Origin of the sequence: Streptomyces sparsogenes (genome assembly GCF_001704635.1) — a bacterium.
Classification (GTDB): Bacteria; Actinomycetota; Actinomycetes; order Streptomycetales; family Streptomycetaceae; genus Streptomyces; species Streptomyces sparsogenes.
In genome coordinates this window covers 78,222-98,716 of record NZ_MAXF01000052.1, presented here as the reverse complement: position 1 = coordinate 98,716, position 20,495 = coordinate 78,222, and the positions used below count along the sequence as shown (strand labels likewise).

Here is a 20,495-nt window from a genome sequence, read left to right as displayed (position 1 = left end):
ACGCATGGTACAACTATGGAACACCGGGCTTACCTGTGAGCCGTCCCCGGCCGCCCCCCGGCGGCCGTGAGCGGGCCTGACCAGCACCTGACTAGTGCCCCTGGCCCTGTGAGTAGTTGATGCCGGCCTTGGCGACCCCGCCGCTCTTGGAGCCGATGAGCTTGAAGGACACGCCGCCCTCGTCGGCCGGAGTGATCCGGTACGAGCCCACGGCCGCCGCCTTGCCCCGGCCGTCCACCTGGAAGGTGGCGATCTTCCGCCCGGCGACGCTGCCGTTCCCGGCGTAGACGGTCACCGTCTCGTTGGGGGCGAACCCGGCGCAGTAGAAGCTGAGCGTGGTGCCCGCCTTGCCGCCGAAGGTGCTGGGCTCGGCGCTGGGGGAGTACGGCAGCACGGTGAAGCCCGAGCGGGTCACGGCCCGGCTCTGGTCGCCGATCGCCGTCAGGCTCTGCCTGCCCTTGAGCCCGAACGGCACGTCGAACGCCACGTCCCGGAGCTGGCCGAAGGAGTTGGCCTGCGTGGTGAAGGCGGGGAGGCCGCTGGTGGCGTTGATGTAGACCAGCACCCGCTCGTTCGGCGCGAAGCGGTTCCCCGACAGCCTGATCCGCTGCCCGGCCTTCAGCGCGTACGGGGAGGACTTGATCGCCGGGTACAGGCTGAGCATCTGGAACGGCGCGGTGGCCGTGGTCTTGCTCTGCTGTCCCACCAGCACCAGCGTGCTCTGGCCCGTCGGGGCGACGCCCACCCTGATGTCGGCGCGGCCCACCCCGCCCGAGCTGTCGGTGCGCAGCCGGGCGACGGGGGTGCCGGTGGTCCGGCCCCAGAAGACGTTGATCTGCTCGCCCGGCTTGAAGCCGCGGGCGCTGATCGAGACCACGTCGCCCGGCCTGCCGACCGTCTTGTTGATCCTCGCGGTGCCTATCGCACCGCCGCTGATCAGCTCCGCCTCGGCCGACCGGCCGCCACCGCGCTGCTGGGCGACCAGCATGCCGGGCTTGCCGCCCAGCGACTCCGGCATGGTGAAGTTCGTGTAGAGCGAGCCGTGCTTGTCCGTGCGGACCGTCCGGATGGCGCGGCCCTTGGTGTCCGACCGCTTCGTCTTCAGGAGCAGGTCCACCGTGCTCTTGGGCTCGAAGCCGCCGCCTTCGACGGACGCCTTGCCGCCGGGGGCGACCAGACCCGGGTTGATCACGATGATCGGCCCGGAGGTCTGCGGCACCCGCTGGTTGCCCAGCCTGATGGTCTTGGGCTTCGTCGACGGGCGGACCTCCTGCTCCTGGGCGGGGCTCTTCTTGTGGCCGCCTCCGCCGCCGCTCGTGCCGAGGGAGCCGCCGAAGCCGCCGCTCGCGACCATCTGGACCAGGGCGCCGACGAGCGCGCAGGCCACGATGGTCAGCAGGATCGTCTTCCGGTTGAACCGCTTCCGCTTCCCGCCGGCGGGGGCGCTCGGCTCCTCCCCGGAGCCTCCGGATCCTCCGGAGCCAGTGGGGGCACCGGTGACCTTGTGGGTCTTGCGGGCCGTGTGGGACTTGTGGGACCCCGGCGTACGCCTCCTCGCGGGCTCCCCGTAGTCGTCGGACTCGTCGAAGTCGTCGGATTCCCCGGACTCGTCGAAGTCGTCGAGCTCGTCACCGAAGAAGTCGTCGTCGGAGTCGCTGTATGTCCCGCGGTCCTCGTACGTGTCGTCCCCGTAGTCCTCGTCTGCCCTGCGGGTGTCGTACTCGTCGCGCTCGTCGTAGTCGTCGTAGTCCTCGTACTCGGGCATGGCCTTCACCTCCTCTTCCGGCGGGTTATTTGTTCACCCGATAGATTTCCAGCCTGATGCCGCCCCGGATGTCCGCCCATACCCTTTCCGAATTCCGTAGCGCCGCCAGGATCCAGTTCTCCCGGCCGTCGCCGTTGTTGCGGTGAATCGAATTGCGCATCTTGTTGGACATGATGATGTAGTCGACGTTCTGCCATCTCTTGCGGAAGAGCTTGTCCCGCAGGGCGGGGTCGGACGAGGCGTTCCAGTGGGAATGCGCGTACGGATAGAACGGGTGCACGTCATGCAATTCACCCCACATGTCGTCGTCCATGATGATGCGCGCCTTGGGCGAGACGTGCTTGCGCACCCAGGCGATCTGTGCCTGCTGCATATGGGTCAGCGCCAGCTTGGACTGGTACTGGTCCGCGACCGCGACGCGGCCCTCGGTGTTGACGGTCAGGAGATATCCGGTGGAGGGCGAGGCCAGCAGCAGTACGGCGAGCATCGCGGGCACCGCGATCCGCACCTTGGAACTCATCCGGCCGAGCAGCCTGCGCAGCGCCGGCCGCCTCAGCAGTCGGTCCGTGACCATGCCGATATTCATGGCGAATATCGGAATCAGCGGGGTGATGTAGAAGTCCAGCACCACGCTGCCGCGCAGCAGATAGAAGGAATATCCGAAGGCCAGCGTCCCGGCGACGAAGAACCCCAGATCCCGCCGCTTTTTCCGCATTCCCCACCACAGGCTGATGACCATGGTGGCCATCCCGGCCAGCAGCAGGAACGCGTCCCGGGGCAGCCAGCTGGTGTACAGCAGGCCGTGGTGGTTGAGCAGGCTGCCCTGACTCCGGTGGATCTGCCACCACAGGGTGTAGAGCAGCGAGACGTGGTCCGCCGGTGGGTTGGCCAGGTCGAAGTCGAGGCCGCTGGGCATCAGCTCGTTCTTGAGCAGGGCGTAGGTGACATACGCGCCGACCGGCGCCGCGGCGGCGAATGGCCACAACGCGCGGGTGAACCGGTGGCTCGGGGAGCCCTGGATCCTCCGATAGAGCAGATACATGAAGGTCGGGGCGAAGAAGAGCGCGTTCTCCTTGGTGATCAGCGCGATCCCCAGGGCGGCCCCGCCGGCGAACGCGGATCTGATCGTGGTCTCGCGGCGCAGCAGGGCGTACAGGGCCAGCAGCAGCCAGAACATCATCAGGTTGTCCAGCAGCACCTGGCGCTGGTAGTAGACGGCGATCGGCGAGAGGTTGAAGAAGAACGCGGCGATGGTGGCGGCCAGCACGCTGCCGGACAGCCTCCGGGTGACCTCGAAGAGCAACACGACCGCGCCGAGGTGGACCAGCAGCATCAGGAACCGGCCGGTGTTGATCGCGTTGCCGAAGGTCTCGAACTGCTTCGGCAGCGGGAACGCCCAGCCCGCCAGCGTGATCCAGCCCGCCGGGGCGTGGTCGTAGTCGTAGGTGTACGGGGACAGCCTGGTCTCCCGGACCAGCGACCAGGCCCGCTGCATGTAGATGCCCTCGTCGGTGAGGTACAGCGGGTAGCGGAACAGGTGGTAGCCGTGGCTGAGCAGCCCGGTGAGCACGGAGAAGAGCAGCGCCAGCCGGCCGTTGCGGCCCAGCTTGGGGAAGATCCCGCGCTCGACGGACAGCCGGGGCGGGCGGCGGCGCCGGGGGCGCCGCGGGGGTTCCGCGACCGCGACCGGGCGCTGGGGGCGCTGGGGGCGTTCGGCCTGCTCGGGGCGCGGGGGCCGGTCGGGTCGGTCGGGGCGCGGGGGCCGGTCGGCCCGCTCGGGGCGGGGCCGCGGGCGTCGTTCCGGGTGTGCGAACCGTTCGGAGCGTTCGGGCCGTTCGGGCCGTTCGGAGCGCGGCCGCAGGGGCCGCTCGGGCCGTGAGGCCGGCTCGGGGCGCGGGGGCCGTTCCGGCCGCGGGGGCCGCTGGGGGGTGGGGTCATGCGACACGGGAGTCCGCCTCCTCGGTACGGGCCCGGTGGGCGCCCACGTGCTGGGTCTTCTCCCAGTCGTGCCGGCCGAGCAGCTCCCGCCGCATGGCGCGCACCGCGGCGTAGGCGAGGACCATCTGGAAGGGGAACCAGGCGACGGCCATCTTCACGACCGTCGCCGGTGTGGCCTCGAGCCCATGGGCGTCGGTGAACTCGTACAGTCCGACCACGGCCACCAGGAAGTGCGCGCACAGCAGCAGGACGGGCAGATAGGAGAAGAGCGCGATCAGCACCGGCACCTTGAGGATCAGGATCATCCCCAGGGACATCGGCAGATACAGGCCGAGCAGCGCCTGGCCGCGCGGGAACGCGAGGACGTAGAAGGCGAGCCACCGCTGTTTGCGCGTGGGCATCTGTTTCCAGGTGCCCTTCTTCAGGGTCTGCATGAACCCCTGGCTCCACCGGGTGCGCTGCCGGATGAAGTGGCCCAGCGTCGGCGGCGTCTCCTCCTTGGTCACATAGCGGTCGTCGTAGACCACGCGCACCCGCTCGCCGCTGGCCGACACCCGCAGGCCCAGGTCCGCGTCCTCGGTGAGGTTGTGTTCGTCCCAGCCGCCGAGCCGGACCAGCAGTTCGCGCGCGAAGAAGACGGTGTTGCCGCCGAGCGGAATGGACCCGTAGTGCGCGTGGTAGTGCAGTCGGCTCTTGAACCAGAAGAAGTACTCCAGGACGTTGAGCGTGGAGTACCAGTTGGAGTCGAAGTTCATCAGCTGGACGCCCGCCTGCACCACCTTCACCCGCTCCTTGAGCATGACGGTGTTGACCAGCCGGAATATCTCCGGATGGATGTCGTCCTCCGCGTCGAAGATCGTCACCACCTTGTGGGTGGTGTGCGGCAGGGCCACATTGAGTCCGTGGGGTTTGTTGACGGGCTTGTCGTCGAACACCACGACCTCGACGTTGTGCAGACCTTCCCGCTCCAGCTCGGCGATTTTCTCTTCCGCCTTTTTGATCGTGCCGGTGTCGTCCTGCGAACAGATCACGAAGACCTCCAGCAGTTGCGCCGGATAGTCGGCCCGCACCACTCGGTCGATGGTGGTCTGGATGACGTCCTCCTCGTGCCGGGCGGGCAGCAGTACGCTGAACGAAAGCCGCGGCGCGACAAAGGTGTCCGGGGCCCTCGCCTTGCGTTCGGCGTCCGCCCGGTCCCAGGTGTAGAGCATCAGGTAGAGCACATGGGCCGACTGAACGGTGAGCAGCACCGAGATCAGGACGAGGCCCAGGTAGACAATGGCTGTCATCGGCCCCGCCTCCCCCAGACCCAGCCCGCGCTCGCGGCGAAATTGGCGGCGAACGCGGCGGCTATGCCGAGGCAATTGGCCAGCAGCAGATGGAAGCCCCAGCGTTCCAGCAGCCAGACGACCAGGACATTGACCGCGAGCCCGCCCAGCACGGACACATTGAATTTCAGGAACCGCCGGAAGGACGGAGCACCCGCCGCGAAGGTCCACCGGTCGTTGAACACGTAGTTGTTCACCACGGCGAGCTCCACGGCGACCGGGGAGGCGAGCAGCAGCGGCCAGTGCGCCCAGTGGTAGAGCGCGAAGAGGGCTGCCGAGTTCACCAGCACGCCCCCCACGCCGACCACCGCGAACCGCAGGAGCAGACCGCTCAGCGCGGCCAGCGGGCCGCTCAACGAGAGCCTTCGAAAGAACCGTCTTTTCGACTTCCCGGGGTTGTCCACCCGTTCGCTCGGGTCGCTGGTGCGATCGCTGAACGTTCCGAAACGCTGCATCGCGACTCCCTACGGAGGGGCTCGTTCGTCGATGTCAGTCCAAGAGTGCGCCGCCGGATTTCCGAGGACATCACGCCTTCGGGGGAGGGTGGACTCCACCTTCGGTGGACCGGCTTTCTCCCCCGTTTTGGGGAGGCGCGGGGACGGGACCTGGCACCGGTCCCCCGAAAAGGGGGGCGGCCGGTCCCCCGCTCGCGGGTGTCCACACCGCGGGGGCCCGCAGAAGATGAAACGGCCAGGCGTCTGCCGACGGCCTCGCGTCCCCACGCGATGAAGGTAGGTGACGTAATGTCAGGCCATGTGATCTCGCACCGCTCATTCGCCGCCCGGGCCGGGGCCGTCGTCGCACTGATGGCGTTCTCGCTCGCCCCATCGGCGGCGGTCGGCGTTTCCGGAGGACTCTCCGGGCGGCTTTCCGGGCGACCTTCCGAAGACCCCTCCCGGGATTCCGACTCCGGAGCGATGCACCATTCCGAATGGGCGCTGAACGCTCTGCAGGCCAAGAAGGCATGGAAAATCAGCAAGGGCGCCGGGGTGACCGTCGCGGTCATCGGCACCGGCGTCGACGCCGCCCATCCGGACCTTCGCGGAAGGGTGCTGGCCGGCAAGGACTTCGGGGACGGCCCCAGCGGCACCGGCACCCGGGACGAGGGGCTCGCGAACGAGCAGGCCACCCACGCGGCCGGGATCATCGTGGGCACCGGCCGCAACTACCGGGGCAACGGCCTGCTGGGGCTGGCGCCCAAGGCCCGGGTGCTGCCGCTCGGGGTGTACGAGGGCGAGAAACCGCTGGCCGACGCCACGGCCAAGGCCATCCGGCACGCGGTGAGCCGCGGGGCCGGGGTCATCGATGTGGCGGTGTCCTTCAAGAAGCCGAACGCCGCGCTGCGCTCGGCGGTCGGCTACGCGGTCGCCCAGGACGCCGTGGTCGTCGCGGGCGCCGGCGACAACGGCAAGGACGGCAACCGCCCCACCTACCCCGCCGCCTACCCCGGCGTGGTGTCCGTCGTGGCGACCGACAAGAAGGGCGCCGTGTGGACCGACTCGCACCACGGCGGGGCCGTCACCCTGGCCGCGCCCGGCGTCTCCATCCTGACCACCGCCCCGAACAGCGACTACTGGACGGGCGAGGGCACCGCCTACGCCGCGCCGTGGGTCGCGGCCGGCGCGGCGCTGGTGCGCTCGGAGCACCCCCACTGGACCGCGGGCCAGGTCGTGCAGAAGCTGATCGACACGGCCGACCGCAAGGGGTCGGCGGGGCGCGACCCGCGCTACGGCTTCGGGCTGATCGCCCCGGCCAGGGCGCTGGCCGACCGCGCCGCGCCGCCCGCCTCCACCGACCCACCCGGCTCCGCGCGGACCCCGGCCAAGCCGGACCACCAGCACTCCGCGGCCCGGTCCGAGGAGGGCTCGGCGCTGGTGGCGATAGGGGCGGTGGCGGCAGCCCTGGCCGTGCTGGCCGCCATCGCGGTCTTCCTGATCAGCCGCCGGAAGCCGCCGTCCGACAACTCCGACGGCCACTGAACGGCGGGACCCGACATGAACGAGCGGACCCCCGGACGGCGGGGGCTCAGGGAACGGCTGAGAGGGCGACCTTCGCGGGAGCGCCGGGGGCGGCGGCCGGGGCGCGGGTCTCCGCGGTGGTGGGGCAGGGGTCTCGTCCACCTGCTGGCCCTGGCCCTGATGGCCGAGTTCGTGACGGCGGCCACATCGCTGCACCCGCCCCTGGGCCGGCCCGCCGACGATTCCGCCCTTCGCCTGGCCAAGCCGTACTTCCCGGCCACGACCCGGTTCTACGCCGACCCCGACAACCCCGCGGCGCAGTGGGTGCGCGACCATCCCCGCGACCGCCGGGCGGCGGTCATCCGCGAGCGGATCGCCGACGAGCCGCAGGCCGCCTGGTTCACGGACACCGACCAGGGCCGCGCCGAGGCCGAGGTGCGCCGGGTGGTGCGGGCGGCCCGCGCCCGCGGGCGGCTGCCGGTGCTCGTCGCGTACGCCATCCCGCAGCGCGACTGCGGGAAGCACAGCTCCGGGGGGATGGGGGACCTGTCGGGATACCGGCAGTGGATCGGCGGCTTCGCCCGGGGGATCGGCACCTCGCGCGCCGTCGTGATCCTGGAACCGGACGCCCTCGCGCATCTGACCTGCCTCAAGCGGCGGCAGCAGGCGGAGCGGTTCTCCGCCCTCTCCGACGCCGCGCGCACGCTGCGGCGGCAGGCCCCGCACGCCCGCATCTACTACGACGCCGGAAACTCCCGCTGGCAGCCCGCGCCGGTCATGGCCGAGCGGCTCAGGCGGGCGGGGATCGACCGGTACGGGGACGGCGTCGCCCTCAACGTCTCCAACTTCAACGCCACGCGCGACGAGGTCCGCTATGCCGTGGCCCTCCTCAGGACGCTGGGCCGCCCCCGGCTGGGGGCGGTGATCGACACCAGCCGCAACGGCGCCGGGCCCACCCATGACCACCGGTTCTGCGATCCGCCGGGGCGCCGGCTGGGCACGCCGCCCACCGCACGTACGGGGATCCCCGGCATCGACGCGTATCTGTGGATCAAGCAACCGGGGCAGGCCGACGGCTGCGCCGCGACGGCCGGGCTCTTCGTCCCGGGCTACGCCTTCCGGCTCACCCGCTGAGCACCCGGGCCTCCGGCTTTCCGCCTCGTCCCGTCCCTCGTCCCGTCCCTTCGCCCGCCCCTCCGGCTCTCTGCTTCGACTCCCTCGACTCCTCCCTGAACCCCCGCCGACCCCCTCGGCGGGGGTTTTTGCGGCCTCCGTCAGTCACCGTGGGTGACTGAATGGGTGCTCATCGAAGCGAATCCGGCCGCCAAATCAGGACATAGGGTCATCAAAACGGCCGAATTCCGCCTCCTTCGATTGAGGTAGGCGGAATTCGGTCGTTTGGCGTGCCCGCAATTCCCGCAATTGAGGTAGCGAGATTTCAGTCAGGCGTACGGTGATTCGGGTTCGGTGCACTCCCTAATGTCGTTGAGCGAAAGGGAAAGCCGCCACGAAGGAGCTCCACCGATGAAAAGAGTTCTCGTCGTGGAGCACCACCATCTGGTTTCGAGCGCACTCGCGGACCTTGTGTCCGAGACGCCCGGACTGGAACTGGCCGGCGTCGCCAGATCGGTACGTGAAGCAATTTCACTGGCCGAGCGAAGCCAGCCGGATGTGGTGCTCATCGACGTGGACAAGTCGAGTTGGAAATCGCTCCGTCTCGACCTGCTGATCGCAGATCTCCTTCCGCGCGCGCGGCTTGTCCGGCTGACCGCAGTCTCCGACCCGCGAACGGAATGTCTGGAATCTCCGACGAACACCCCCAGCGTCCCGAAAACAGCCATACCCGATTTCCTCAGGAGTTTCACCGCATGAATTCCCCCATGGACAACAACGTCTCGACCGTTTCCGACACCACCGAGTCGAAGCGTGGCCGGCGTTCCTACCGTCTGCGTGTCGGTATCGCGGCCGGAGTTGTCGTGGCTGCCGCCGTCGGTGGCACCGTGACCGCCTTCGCTGTGAATTCCGAGCCTGCCTCCTCGTCCGCTTCGAACGGCTCCTCCGCCCTGTCCGCCTCGAACGGCAAGGCCGCGGCCCTCGACGGTCCGCTGTCCACGAAGGGGAGTGACATCGTGGACTCCAAGGGCCACAAGGTGGTCCTGACCGGTATCAACTGGTTCGGCATGGAGACCGGAAGCTTCGCGCCGCACGGCCTGTGGGCCCGTAACTGGAAGAGCATGCTCGACCAGATCGCGCACAACGGCTTCAACACGATCCGGCTTCCGTACTCCAACGAGATCTTCGCTGCCAAGAGCAAGCCCAACGGGATCGACTACAAGCAGAACCCGGACCTCAAGGGCCTCACCGGCCAGCAGATCATGGACAAGATCGTCAAGGGTGCCACGGACCGCGGCATGATGGTGATCCTGGACCAGCACCGTCCGGACCAGTACGGGCAGAGCGAGCTGTGGTACTCGCAGAACCTCACCGAGAAGCAGTGGCTGGACGACTGGAAGCAGCTGGCCAAGCGCTACAAGGACAACCCCCGGGTGATCGGCGCCGACCTGCACAATGAGCCGCGTGGCCAGGCCACGTGGGGCGACGGCAACCCGAAGACCGACTGGCGCCTGGCGGCCGAGAAGGCCGGTAACGCCATCCACTCCGTCAACAAGAACTGGCTGATCTTCGTCGAGGGCACCGACCGTCACGGCGACGAGCAGTTCTGGTGGGGCGGCGACCTCCAGGGCGTCAAGAAGTACCCGGTCAAGCTGAAGGAGTCCAACAAGGTCGTGTACTCCGCGCACGACTACGGTCCGGGCGTCTACAACCAGAACTGGTTCATGGCCAAGGACTTCCCGAAGAACATGCCGGCCATCTGGAAGAAGCACTGGGCCTACATCAAGCAGGACAACATCGCTCCGGTGCTGCTCGGCGAGTTCGGTGGCCGCAAGACCGCGGGCAAGAGCTCCGAGGCCGTCTGGCAGAACGCCCTGATGGACTACCTCAAGAAGAACCAGATCAGCTACACCTACTGGTCCCTGAACCCGAACTCGGGTGACACCGGTGGTGTCCTGAAGAACGACTGGAAGTCGGTCGACAAGAACAAGATGAAGATGCTGTCCAAGTACCAGGCGCCGCTGCTGTCGGCCAAGGGGAAGACGTCGGAGTAACCCCGACGGTACGGCCGCCGGACCCCGGCGGTGGACAGCGAGGGCCCGCAGGCAACGACGCCTGCGGGCCCTCCGTCGTACCCCGAAAAAGAGCACCCCCTGCCCCCGAGAGAGCACCCCGTGCCCGAACCCGCGCCCGAAAAGGGGGCCCATCGGGAAGCGACACGTCACCCCGCCGGGTTTCCTCTCCGGGCCCGCTTTCCGCATCGGCCCCCACGGCGCGAGGAGGCCGACGATGAAGCCCCAGCAGCGCACCGGCCGCGTACTCTTCCCGCTGGCCGCCCTCGCGGTCGCGGTGGCCGACCAGGTGAGCAAGGCCTGGGCGGTGGCGGCCCTCGGCGGCACGGCGGGGCCGCAGGACCAGTTCGGGCCGGTACGCACCCTGCTGGTGCGCAACACCGGGGTGGCCTTCGGCCTGGCGCGTGGCCGGCCGCTGCTGATCGTCCTCATCACGCTCGCCGGGGCGCTCGCCACGCTGGCCGCCGTGGGCGCGGGGCTGCGGGTCCGCAGCCGGGCCCGGGCGCTGGCGCTCGGGCTGATCGCCGGGGGAGCGCTGGGCAACGGCGCCGACCGGGCCGTACGCCACCCCGGGCCGCTGCGGGGCGCGGTCATCGACTGGGTCATGGTGTCGCCCCGCGGCCCGGTGTTCAATCTCGCCGACGCCGCGCTGGCGGCCGGCGCCTGCCTCATCGTCCTCGTACTGCTGCGCGACGTCACCCTCCCGCTTTGGGGACCGCGCTCTCGCTGGCGTCCGGCTCCCCGGGCGGCAGGGGCGCGTCCTCCAGGCCAGGAAGGGGACTCGGCTCGCGTTCGGCCCGCTCCTGCGGCAGATCAGCCCGCTCCGGCGGGGGACCGTTCCGTTCCTGCGGCAGCCCGGCTCGGTCCCCGGGCCGGTCCCCGGCGCGGCTCCGATCCTCGGACCGGCTGCGCTCGGGGTCCGCGAGGGAGCCCGCGAGGTCGCGCAGCCGCCCGAGCGCCGCTTCGTCCAGGCCCTCCCGGGCCCGGCGGGAGGCCAGCGCGTTGGTGACGCGCTGATACGCGGCCAGCTCCCCGGCACAGCGGTGGCACCGCGCCACGTGGGCCCGGATCCGGCGCGAGGCCGGCGCGTCCAGCTCACCGTCCAGGTACGACTGGAGCTCCGCGTCGTCCTCGGGGCAATCCCTGGCCCAGCGGCGCTCGGCGCTCCGCCACCACATCCACCACCTGCTCATGCCCCACCTCGCTGTCCTTGGGGTCCCGGCTGTCCCGTCTGTCCCGGCTGCCCTGCCTGTCCCGTCTGTCCCGGCTGCCCTGCCTGTCCCGGCTGACCCGGCCGCCCCGCGGGTCCCAGCTGACCCGGCCGCCCCGTCTGTCCCGGCTGTCCCTGCGGTCCGGCGGTTCCGGCGGGGTCGATGGTTCCGGCGGGGCCGGCGGTCACCAAGCGATCCCGGATCCGGTTGCGCGCCCGGTGCAGCCTGCTCATCACCGTCCCCTTCGGGACGCCCAGCACCCGCGCGGCCTCCGCGTACGACAGCCCGTCCACGTGCACCAGCCGCACCACCTGCTGGTCGCGCAGCGGCAGCGCCGTGAAGGCGGCGTCCACGGCCTCGTCGAAGGCCGTGTCGACCACCAGCTCCTCGGGGGTCGCGCCCGGGGCGGACGCGAGCCGGTCGAATGCGGTGTCCGGGTCGTCGAGCAGATGCGGCCGGCGCTGCCGACGCCGGCTCACCTCCGCGTGCCGCATGATCGTCAACAGCCAGGCCCGCGGATGCCGGCCATCGAACCGGCCGACCGCCCGGTAGGCCCGCAGCAAGGTGTCCTGCACCAGGTCCTCCGCGTCGGCGGGCTGCGCGGTCAGTGACATCGCCACCCGCAGCAGCACTTCCACCTCGGGCAGCACGTACTGGGCGAACTTGCGCTGTTGACGGGGGTCCGGGTCAGCCACGGGTGCCTCCTCGGATCCTGACCCCCCGGGACGCGGTGACGACTGTCACACTCTGTGTAACACCGCCCGCACATCAGCGCACGCCACGCTCGGCTGTCCGAGTGGTGGGACCGGGGGTCCGGGAGGCCGGGGGCCGGGAGGCCGGGGGCCGGGAGGCCGGGGCCGAGGAGGCCGGGGAGGCCGGGAAGATCGGGTCACGGGCGGAGGCGGGTGTGAGCGCTGTGCTCACAGCTTCACGGAGACCAGGACCTTCCCGTCGAGCGTGCGGATCTCGAAGTGGTCGATGCCGGCCATCTTCTCGGACGCGCCGCCCTGGGCGAAGAGGGGCGCGCGGGCGGTCTCGTCGGGGCTGTTGGCGATCCCGTACCCCTGCGGAGGCACCGACCAGTTGGTCATGACCTGCTCCTGGCCGCTGTGGGAGATCATGACCAGGCTGCAGGTGAGGGGGCCCTTGACGTTCCTCAGCCGCAGGACGGCGTCGGTGCCCCACTTCTTGTCTTCCATGGCGACCGTGGCGCTCACCTTGGTGTCCGGGTCGGTGGCCTCGGCCTTCGTGGACATCCGGTCGAAGGCCGCGCTCGCGGTCGACGCGGCCGTGACGCTCGTACCCGAGCCGTTGTCCGAGGTCAGGGCCACCGCGCCGAGCGGCCCGCCGATGATCAGCACGGCGGCCGCGGCCACCAGGTAGAGGGTGCGGCGGCGTCTGCGGTGGCGGACCGCGGCGACCTCGCCGGCCATCCGGTTCAGCAGGCCGGGGCCCGGGCGCGCGGTGAGCGTCTCGATGGCGTTGGGGGTGGCGGTGAAGGAGCGCGGCACGTGGGGGGTGAGTCCGGGCCGGCCGGGGGCGCTGTGGACGCCGGGAACGCCGGAGGCCAGCTCCGCCAGCAGGGGTTCCAGCCCGGCCAGCTCGTCGAGCCGGGCTCCGCACTGCTCGCAACCGGCCAGGTGCTCCTCGAAGTACGTGGCGTCCGCGTCGTCGAGGACGCCGAGTACGTACGCGCCGACGGCGTCGTGCCCGGCGTGGTGCGCCTGCGCGGTCATGCCGTCACTCCTCTCTCCTCGAGCGCGAGCTTCATGGAGCGCAGCGCGTAGAAGACCCGGGACCGCACGGTCCCGCTGGGTATGCCGAGCGTCTGGGCCGCCTCGTTGACCGTGCGGCCCTTGAAGTACGTCTCGACGAGCACCTCCCGGTGCGCGTCGCTGAGGTCGTGCATCGCGTCTGAGAGGGTCATCAGCCGCAGCGCGCGATCGATCTCGTCTTCGGCGGGCATGAGCTCCAGGGGGGAGGGATCGACCTCCTGCGGGCGGGCCTGACGGCTGCGGTGCCCGTCGATGACGATCCGCCGGGCGACGGTGACCAGCCAGGGCCGGATCGAGCCGGTGGCCCTGCTGAGCTGGTCCGCGTTGCGCCAGGCACGGACGAGGGTCTCCTGGACGACGTCCTCGGCCCGATGCCGGTCGCCCGCCACCAGGCGCAGTACGAAGGCGAGCAGCGGCCCGGCGTGCTCCTGGTAGAGCGCGCGCATGAGCTCCTCGTCCGGCGTACCGCGCTGGGATCTCGACCGATGCGCATCGGTCACGGCGGCGTCGTCGCGCACCAGAACCTCCAGGACGGAACCCGAGTTGGACATCATCTGCAGACACTCCCGGTATGTGGGCCGGGGGTTGTGCGGCCCGGACGGCCTCTTCCTCCATCACTACGGACGGGGCTGGACCGCCGCTCAACTCGTGGCGAAGATTCTTGAAGTGATCGCGGACGGCGCCGTGTCGCACCAGCCGTCACACCGGCCTCAGGAGTGCGGGTTCGGGGGCGCCTCGGGGGGGCGGGTACGGGTGCGGGTTCGGGGGGCGCCTCAGGAGGGACGGGTGCGGGGCGCCTCAGGAGGCCAGCGGGTCCAGCACGACGGGCCGCAGCTTGCCCTCGAGCATCGCGCCCAGTCCCTCGACCGCGCAGGTGTCGGGGCGGTCGGCGATGTGCAGGGGCATCCCCGTCGCCTCCCGGAGGAGCGAGTCGAACCCGGGCAGCACCGCGCTGCCGCCCGCCAGCATGATGCCGCGCTCCGCGAGGTCGGCGACCAGGTCGGGCGGGCAGCGGCGGAGCACCGCGCCGACCGCGTCGAGCACCCCGGTCAGCGGGGTCCGGACCACGGCCCGGATGCCCTCGATGTCGATCCGCACCGAGCGGGCGAGGCCGGTGGCCACGTCCCGGCCGTGCACCTCGGTGTCGTCCACGCTCGGCCCGGCGCCGGCCAGCGCCAGGTGCAGCGGGTGTACGGCCTGGCTCGGCAGCATCAGCGCGTGCTCGTTGCGCACGTGTTGGACGACGGCGTGGTCGATCGTCTCCCCGCCGACCGGCACCCGCTCCGCGGCGACGATCGAGCCCAGCGACAACACCGCGACCTGGGTGGTGGCCGCCCCGCACACCACGATCATCGTCGCCTCCGGCCGCTCGACCGGCAGACCGCAGCCCACCGCCGCGGCGAGCAGGGTGTCGACCAACTCCACCCGCCGGGCCCCGAGCCCGGTCAGTGTCTCGACGGCGGCGCGCTGCGCCAGCGGGTCCGCGTCGTGCGGGACGCACACGGCGGCGCTCGGCAGCGCCTTGCGCCGCCAGGCCCGGCGCAGCTTGTTGCCCACGAGGAACCGCAACATGCGCTGCGCCATGGCGATGTCGACGACCCTGCCGCCGGCCACGGGCCGTACGACGCGGATGTGAGGCGGAGTCCGGCCGGTCATCCGCTCGGCGAGCGCGCCCACCCCGATCAGCCCCCCGGTCCGGATGTTCACGGCGGCGACGGTCGGCTCGTCGACGATGAGCCCGGTGCGCTTGAGATAGACCCGGGTCCTGGCGGCGCCGAGATCGACGGCGATGGTGCAGCGGCGCAACCGCTCGAGGCTGATGGTCATGTCAGGTCTCCTGCGTGGGCGGCGTGACGGGCCCTCGCCCCCGGCGGCCCTGCGCTCATCGTCCTCGCCGCACCGAGCGCCTCGCCTGTGCTGCTGCGCCGGTCGGGCGAGGCTCCCCACCCGGCGTCGGGGCCCGCGGGCTGGTGGCTGGGGCCGGGTCCGGGGTGGGTGCCTGGGGTCGGGCCCAGGGCTGGTCCCTGGCGTCGGGCCCGGGCCAGTCCTGGCGTCGGAGCCGGAGCCGGAGCCGGAGCCGGGGCTGGGGCTGGAGCCGGGGCTAGGCGCTGGTGTCGGCGTAGTCCTTGGTGTCCGGGGAGTCCTTGGCGTCCGCGTAGCACTCCACGGCGGCCGTCGTGAGCGGGAACCGCACGGGCGTCTCGCCGAAGGCCACGCGTCCGGCCGTCTCGCCTGCCGCGGCGATCGCCGCCCGCACCTCGGGGACCTCCTCGGCCGGGCAGTGCACGATGACCTCGTCGTGCTGGAAGAAGACCAGCTCCGCGCGGAGCCCCGCCCGGGCCAGCGACTGCCGCAGCGCGGCGAGCATCAGCACCGCCCAGTCGGCGGCGCTGCCCTGGACGACGAAGTTGCGGGTGAACCGGCCCCGGGCGCGGGCACCGGCCGTGCTGCCGTACGTGGGCTCGTCCTCCTGGTCGCGGGGCAGGCCCGCCTCGTCGGCCGGGTCCGCCGACGAGGCCGCGGGTGGGCAGGTGCGACCCAGCCAGGTGCGGACCAGCCGCCCTTCCTCGCCCGCGCGGGCCGCCTCGTCCACGTACGCCACGGCCGCGGGGAAGCGGCGCCGCAGGGCCGCGAGGTGCTTGAGGCCGTCGCCCGAGGTCTGCCCGTAGATCGCGCCGAGGAGCGCGAGCTTGGCCTGGTCGCGCCGGCCGGAGAAGGCGCGGTCGGACAGCGTCGCGTACAGGTCCCGGCCGGTGCCCGCGACGTCCATCAGGCCCCGGTCGCGGGAGATGGCGGCCAGCACGCGCGGCTCCATCTGGTCGGCGTCGGCGACCACCAGCCGCCACCCCTCGTCGGCGACCACCGCGCGCCGCACCACCTTGGGGATCTGCAGCGCCCCGCCGCCGTTGGTGGTCCAGCGGCCGGAGACCGTGCCGCCGGGCAGGTATTCGGGGCGGAAGCGGCCGTCCCGCACCCAGGACTGCAGCCACGCCCAGCCGTGCGCGGTGTGCAGGCGGTAGAGCTTCTTGTAGCGCAGCAGCGGCTCGACGGCGGGGTGGTCGATGCCCCGCAGCTCCCAGGCGCGGGTGGAGCCGAGCGCGATGCCCTCGCGCGCGAACGCCTTGACGACCTCGGCGGGCAGATCGGGCCGCACCCGTACGCCGCCGAAGGCGCGGGAGACCTCGTCGGCCAGCTCGGCCAGCCGCTGCGGCTCCAGGCCGCCCGGGTAACGCTCACCGAGCAGCTCGTCCAGCAGCGCGCGGTGGCGGTCGGCCCGCCAGGGGACCCCGGCGCGCCGCATCTCGGCGGCGACCAGCGTCCCGGCCGACTCGGCGGCGGTCAGCAGCCGCATCCGGCCGGGGTGCTCGGCCGCGTCCGTACGGGCCAGCTGTCCGGCGTAGACCGCCAGCAGCGCGTCGAGGGCGTCGGTGCCCGGCGGCAGCGGCACGGGGCCGGGCTCGAAGAGCGACGGCTGGGTCTCGGCCGCCCGCACCGGCGGGTCGTCGGGGACCGGCAGGCCGCGCAGCCGCGCCCACGCCGCGGCGAGCGAGCGCGGCTCGCCGGAACGGCCCTCATGGCCCAGCAGCAGCGCCTCGGCGGCCTCCACGTCGTAGCACCGCTCGACGCGCACGCCGGCGGCGAGCAGGCGCGGGTAGAGCTCGGAGGTCGACCGCCACACCCAGCGCTCGGCCTCCGGCCGGGACCGTACGGCCTCGACGACGCCGCCGGCCGCGGCCGGGACCTCGGTCACCGGACCGGCGGCCCGCCCGGCGGGGTCGAGCGGGCAGAGACGAGCACCCCCGTCGCCCGTCTCCGCCACCGCCCATCTCATGCCGGTGAGTGTGACAGGGGGGTACGACAACGCCTCTCGTCCGATGATCAACGGGTGAGCGCCTGGATACGCATGGTGCACGTGCATCTGCTGATGCATATGGCAGTGCATTTGCGCACTCGAATGCTCATGCATTTGCAGAACAACAGGGTTATGATCCGGGTCAGTTGACAGCTGCACCAAACCAGTGGAGAGCCCTGTGCGCGACCACCCGTACAACGGCATGGCGGCCGCGGACCTTCAGGGGGCCGCCTGGCAGAAGAGCAGCCACAGCAATTCTCAGGGATCGTGCGTCGAGTTCGCCAAATTGCCGGGCGGGCATGTCGCCGTGCGGAACTCCCGCTATCCGGACGGTCCGGCCCTCATTTACACCCCGGCCGAGGTCCAGGCGATGCTGCTCGGCATCAAGGACGGCGAATTCGACCATCTGGTGGGCGACCCGGCCTGACGCCGCCCGCGAGCCGACACCGCCCCGGTGAGCGACACTGGTAGGTGGGTGCGATGCCCGGCTGGCTGAGACGGCTGGGGAGACGGCGATGAACGGGTCTGTGCGCGTCGGACATGTCTTCGGGGTGCCGCTGCGGTTGCACTGGAGCGCCCCCGTGCTGGTAATCCTGCTCGCTTACGGGCTGGGCCACGAGACGCTCCCGGCCTGGACCCCGGGCCACTCGAGCGCCGTCTACGCGATCGCCAGCGTGATCGGGGCCGCGTTGCTGATGGGGAGCCTGCTGCTGCACGAGGCCGCGCACGCGGTCGCCGCCCGCAGCAAGGGCGTCTCGGTCGAGGATGTGACGGTGTGGGCGCTGGGCGGCATGACCCAGATGGGACGGCCGCGCACCGCCGGGGTGGCCCTGCTCGTGGCCGTCAGCGGCCCGGCGACCAGCCTGGTGATCGGGGGTGCCGCGATCGGGGCGGGGATCGGGGCGCACGGGCTGATCGGCTGGGGGGTGCCCGCGGCGCTGCTGGTGTGGCTGGGGTGGGCCAATCTGCTGCTGGGGGTCTTCAATCTGCTGCCCGCCGCGCCCCTGGACGGGGGGCGGGTGGTGCAGGCGGTGCTGTGGTGGCGCACGGGGGACCGGGAGCGTTCCGAGCGGGCGGCGGGCCGCAGCGGACAGCTCTTCGGCATGGCGATGATCGCCTTCGGCTGGGTGTCGTTCGTACGCGGCAACACGGGCGGTCTGTGGTTCGCGCTCATCGGTCTCTTCATGGTGGTCGTCGCCAACGCGGAGCGGCGCCGCGCCACTGTCAACGAGGCGCTGCGCGGGGTGCGGGTGGCGGATGCCATGTCCCACCCGGTGGCGGCCGGGGCCGACTGGCTGACCGTGGACCGCTTCATCGACGAGGTGGCGACGCCCGCCCGGCACTCGGTGCTGCCGGTCGTCGACTTCGAGGGCCGGCCGAGCGGGGTGGTGAGTCTGCGCGGCCTCGCGGCGGTGCCCCGTGAGGGGCGGGGGGACCGGCGGGTGCGGGATGTGGCCACCCCGCTCTCCCGGTGCACGCTCGCCGTGCCGGGCGATCTTCTGAACGAGGTCATGGAGCGGGAGGCGCGGCCCGGGGCCGGGCTGCCGATCCTGGTCGTCGACCACGGTCATCTGGAGGGGATCGTCACCGCGCACGATGTGACCCGGCTCTTCCAGCTGCACGCACTGGGCATGACGGCGGCCCGGCCGAAATCCAGCCCTCTGTGACCCGGCTCGGCCCCCTGTGATCCGGCCCTCCTGCGGGCGGGTACGGCCGGGGCGTGGCGGCCGGCTGGTGTGCGTGTGCGTGTGCGTGCGCGTGGCTAGCGTGTGCGCGGCAGCAGGAACAGCGCCCAGACGACCTTGCCGCGCAGGGTGCCGGCCAGCCGGTGCCAGCCCCAGTCGTCGGTGAAGGACTCCACGAGACACAGGCCCCTGCCCGACTCCTCGCTCAGGTCGGCCTCGCCGGCCACGGGGCTCTTCTCGCTCGGGTCCCGCACCGCGCACACCAGACGCGAGTGCCAGCGCATCAGATGGAGGCGGACCTGGGTCTCGGGCTCAGCGCCGGGCGGACTGTCCGGGCGGACGCCGGGGACGGCGTGGCGCAGGGCGTTGGTCACCAGCTCGGAGACGACCAGGGCCACCTCGTCGAACAGCTCCGGGAGTTCCCACTGTTCCAGCGTGGCCCCGGTGAACCGCCGGGCGCCCTTGACCGCGTCGAAGCGGGCGGGCAGCGAGCAGGACGCGGAACCGGATACGCCGGGGGCGTCGATCGGCGGGAGCCCCCGCCACACGGGCTCCAGCATGGTCGATCCTTCGGTCCCCATGCGAGCACTCCTGCATCCGTGGCCCTGACGAATCCTGGCCAGATCTCGTACGAGCTTGCACGTGCGCAAGACCTATGGTTCCGAATGCGCACAACGGATGCAAGGGCAGATGCACGTGCACGCAGCATTTTTGAGACTATGTACCCAACTTCGACACAGATTCTCCCTACGCCCACTTGCGTACGCCCCACACTTGAGTAACGACATGTGCACAGGGCGGAGCCTGAACAGTGGCAGACTTCGGCCTCAGGGCTGCGGGGGGTCGCCTTCGGAAGGGTGCGTTCCGTACAGGGAGGGTCGCAGACATGAGCGCAAGCGAGTCGAGCGGATCGGTGGTGCGCCGGATTCTCCTGGGCTCCCAGCTCAGGCGGTTGCGCGAGTCCCGTGGCATCACGCGGGAAGCGGCGGGCTATTCCATCCGGGCCTCCGAATCCAAGATCAGCCGGATGGAGTTGGGCCGGGTGAGCTTCAAGGCACGCGACATCGAGGACCTGCTCACGCTCTACGGGGTCACGGACGAGGCCGAGCGCGCGTCCCTGCTGGGCCTGGCCCGCGAGGCCAATGTCGCGGGCTGGTGGCACAGCTACGGCGATGTGCTGCCGAACTGGTTCCAGACGTACGTCGGCCTGGAGGGTTCCGCCTCGCACATCGCCTGCTACGAGGTGCAGTTCGTGCACGGCCTGCTGCAGACCGAGGGCTATGCCCACGCCGTCGTCACCCGGGGCCAGCCACAGGCCTCCCAGGCCGAGGTGGAGCGACGGGTCGCGCTGCGGCTGGAGCGGCAGAAGCTGCTGGTCTCCGAGCGGGCGCCGGCCTTCCATGTGGTGCTCGACGAGGCCGCGCTGCACCGGCCCTACGGCGGGCGGGCCGTGATGCGGGCCCAGCTCCAGCACCTCATCGCGGTCTCCGAGCAGCCCAATGTCACGCTGCAGGTGATGCCTTTCTCCTTCGGTGGACACGCCGGGGAGAGCGGGGCGTTCACCCTGCTGCGCTTCCCGGAGTCCGACCTGCCGGACATCGTCTATCTGGAACAGCTCACCAGCGCGCTCTACCTCGACAAACCCGAGGAAGTGGGGCAGTACCGGCGGGTGTTGGAGCGGCTGAGCGAGGACGGTCTGTCCGAGGAGAAGAGCCGCGACGTGCTGCGGGGGCTCCTCCAAGACCGTTGACACGTCAGTAAGATGACGTTCTGTCAGCAGTTCGGTTCTGTCAGTTC

The 20,495-nt window shown here is 71.1% G+C and carries 18 protein-coding genes and 1 pseudogene; 8 read left to right on the top strand and 11 right to left on the bottom strand.

Going from position 1 to position 20,495, the window contains the following annotated elements:
* Positions 1–91: 91 nt before the first annotated feature.
* Genes BBH68_RS11745 through BBH68_RS11730 form a run of 4 tightly spaced genes read right to left on the bottom strand, consistent with a single transcriptional unit; the run spans position 92 to position 5,486 of the window.
* Positions 92–1,765: a hypothetical protein gene (locus BBH68_RS11745; protein ID WP_065961439.1), complete on the bottom strand. Its 1,674-nt coding sequence runs from the start codon at positions 1,763–1,765 to the stop codon at positions 92–94.
* Between the two features lie 25 nt (positions 1,766–1,790).
* Positions 1,791–3,710, bottom strand: a complete 1,920-nt coding sequence (locus BBH68_RS11740; protein ID WP_245738013.1) for an ArnT family glycosyltransferase — start codon at positions 3,708–3,710, stop codon at positions 1,791–1,793.
* A complete protein-coding gene (locus BBH68_RS11735; RefSeq protein ID WP_065961438.1) occupies positions 3,700–4,992 on the bottom strand; it encodes a glycosyltransferase in 1,293 nt (430 codons plus the stop codon). The genes BBH68_RS11740 and BBH68_RS11735 overlap by 11 nt, the downstream gene beginning before the upstream one ends.
* Complete coding sequence (locus BBH68_RS11730; protein WP_065961436.1) at positions 4,989–5,486, bottom strand: GtrA family protein; 498 nt, start codon at positions 5,484–5,486, stop codon at positions 4,989–4,991. The genes BBH68_RS11735 and BBH68_RS11730 overlap by 4 nt, the downstream gene beginning before the upstream one ends.
* Positions 5,487–5,948: 462 nt before the next feature.
* Between BBH68_RS11730 and BBH68_RS11725 the strand changes: the two genes are divergently transcribed.
* The 5 genes and pseudogenes from BBH68_RS11725 to BBH68_RS44485 all read left to right on the top strand — a co-directional run.
* A complete protein-coding gene (locus BBH68_RS11725) occupies positions 5,949–7,010 on the top strand; it encodes a S8 family serine peptidase (protein WP_065961435.1) in 1,062 nt (353 codons plus the stop codon).
* 159 nt (positions 7,011–7,169) lie between these two features.
* Positions 7,170–8,123, top strand: coding sequence for a glycoside hydrolase family 6 protein (locus tag BBH68_RS11720; protein WP_245738012.1), 954 nt, complete (start codon positions 7,170–7,172; stop codon positions 8,121–8,123).
* Between the two features lie 390 nt (positions 8,124–8,513).
* The gene (locus BBH68_RS39200; protein ID WP_076970959.1) at positions 8,514–8,861 is read left to right on the top strand and encodes a response regulator transcription factor; all 348 of its coding nucleotides are present in this window, start codon (positions 8,514–8,516) and stop codon (positions 8,859–8,861) included.
* Complete coding sequence (locus tag BBH68_RS11715) at positions 8,858–10,156, top strand: glycoside hydrolase family 5 protein (protein WP_245738011.1); 1,299 nt, start codon at positions 8,858–8,860, stop codon at positions 10,154–10,156. Before BBH68_RS39200 ends, BBH68_RS11715 begins: the two co-directional genes overlap by 4 nt.
* A 235-nt stretch (positions 10,157–10,391) precedes the next feature.
* Positions 10,392–10,850, top strand: a pseudogene (locus BBH68_RS44485) (signal peptidase II); the annotation flags it as partial.
* Positions 10,851–10,869: 19 nt separating this feature from the next.
* On the opposite strand, the gene BBH68_RS43050 reads toward BBH68_RS44485, so the two are convergent.
* The 6 genes from BBH68_RS43050 to BBH68_RS11685 all read right to left on the bottom strand — a co-directional run bounded on the left by BBH68_RS43050 (position 10,870) and on the right by BBH68_RS11685 (position 16,992).
* Positions 10,870–11,367, bottom strand: coding sequence for an anti-sigma factor family protein (locus BBH68_RS43050; RefSeq protein WP_076970960.1), 498 nt, complete (start codon positions 11,365–11,367; stop codon positions 10,870–10,872).
* Complete coding sequence (locus BBH68_RS11705) at positions 11,364–12,080, bottom strand: sigma-70 family RNA polymerase sigma factor (RefSeq protein ID WP_079254471.1); 717 nt, start codon at positions 12,078–12,080, stop codon at positions 11,364–11,366. The genes BBH68_RS43050 and BBH68_RS11705 overlap by 4 nt, the downstream gene beginning before the upstream one ends.
* Before the next feature lie 225 nt (positions 12,081–12,305).
* On the bottom strand, positions 12,306–13,121 hold the full coding sequence (locus tag BBH68_RS11700; protein ID WP_065961428.1) for a zf-HC2 domain-containing protein: 816 nt from the start codon (positions 13,119–13,121) through the stop codon (positions 12,306–12,308).
* The gene (locus tag BBH68_RS11695; RefSeq protein WP_043491081.1) at positions 13,118–13,711 is read right to left on the bottom strand and encodes a sigma-70 family RNA polymerase sigma factor; all 594 of its coding nucleotides are present in this window, start codon (positions 13,709–13,711) and stop codon (positions 13,118–13,120) included. The genes BBH68_RS11700 and BBH68_RS11695 overlap by 4 nt, the downstream gene beginning before the upstream one ends.
* Positions 13,712–13,958: 247 nt before the next feature.
* Positions 13,959–14,987: a rod shape-determining protein gene (locus tag BBH68_RS11690; protein WP_065961426.1), complete on the bottom strand. Its 1,029-nt coding sequence runs from the start codon at positions 14,985–14,987 to the stop codon at positions 13,959–13,961.
* A 274-nt stretch (positions 14,988–15,261) separates the two neighbouring features.
* Complete coding sequence (locus BBH68_RS11685; RefSeq protein ID WP_065961483.1) at positions 15,262–16,992, bottom strand: bifunctional 3'-5' exonuclease/DNA polymerase; 1,731 nt, start codon at positions 16,990–16,992, stop codon at positions 15,262–15,264.
* Between the two features lie 223 nt (positions 16,993–17,215).
* Here BBH68_RS11685 and BBH68_RS11680 point away from each other — a divergent pair, with 223 nt between their 5' ends.
* Both BBH68_RS11680 and BBH68_RS11675 read left to right on the top strand, forming a co-directional pair.
* On the top strand, positions 17,216–17,440 hold the full coding sequence (locus BBH68_RS11680) for a DUF397 domain-containing protein (protein WP_065961482.1): 225 nt from the start codon (positions 17,216–17,218) through the stop codon (positions 17,438–17,440).
* Between the two features lie 88 nt (positions 17,441–17,528).
* The gene (locus tag BBH68_RS11675; protein WP_065961424.1) at positions 17,529–18,680 is read left to right on the top strand and encodes a site-2 protease family protein; all 1,152 of its coding nucleotides are present in this window, start codon (positions 17,529–17,531) and stop codon (positions 18,678–18,680) included.
* A 95-nt stretch (positions 18,681–18,775) separates the two neighbouring features.
* Here BBH68_RS11675 and BBH68_RS11670 read toward each other — a convergent pair whose 3' ends face one another.
* Complete coding sequence (locus tag BBH68_RS11670; protein WP_065961422.1) at positions 18,776–19,279, bottom strand: ATP-binding protein; 504 nt, start codon at positions 19,277–19,279, stop codon at positions 18,776–18,778.
* Positions 19,280–19,584: 305 nt separating this feature from the next.
* On the opposite strand from BBH68_RS11670, the gene BBH68_RS11665 reads away from it, so the two are divergent.
* Positions 19,585–20,448 carry a helix-turn-helix domain-containing protein gene (locus BBH68_RS11665; protein WP_065961419.1) on the top strand — a complete coding sequence of 288 codons (864 nt, stop codon included), beginning with the start codon at positions 19,585–19,587 and terminating at the stop codon, positions 20,446–20,448.
* Positions 20,449–20,495 lie beyond the last annotated feature (47 nt).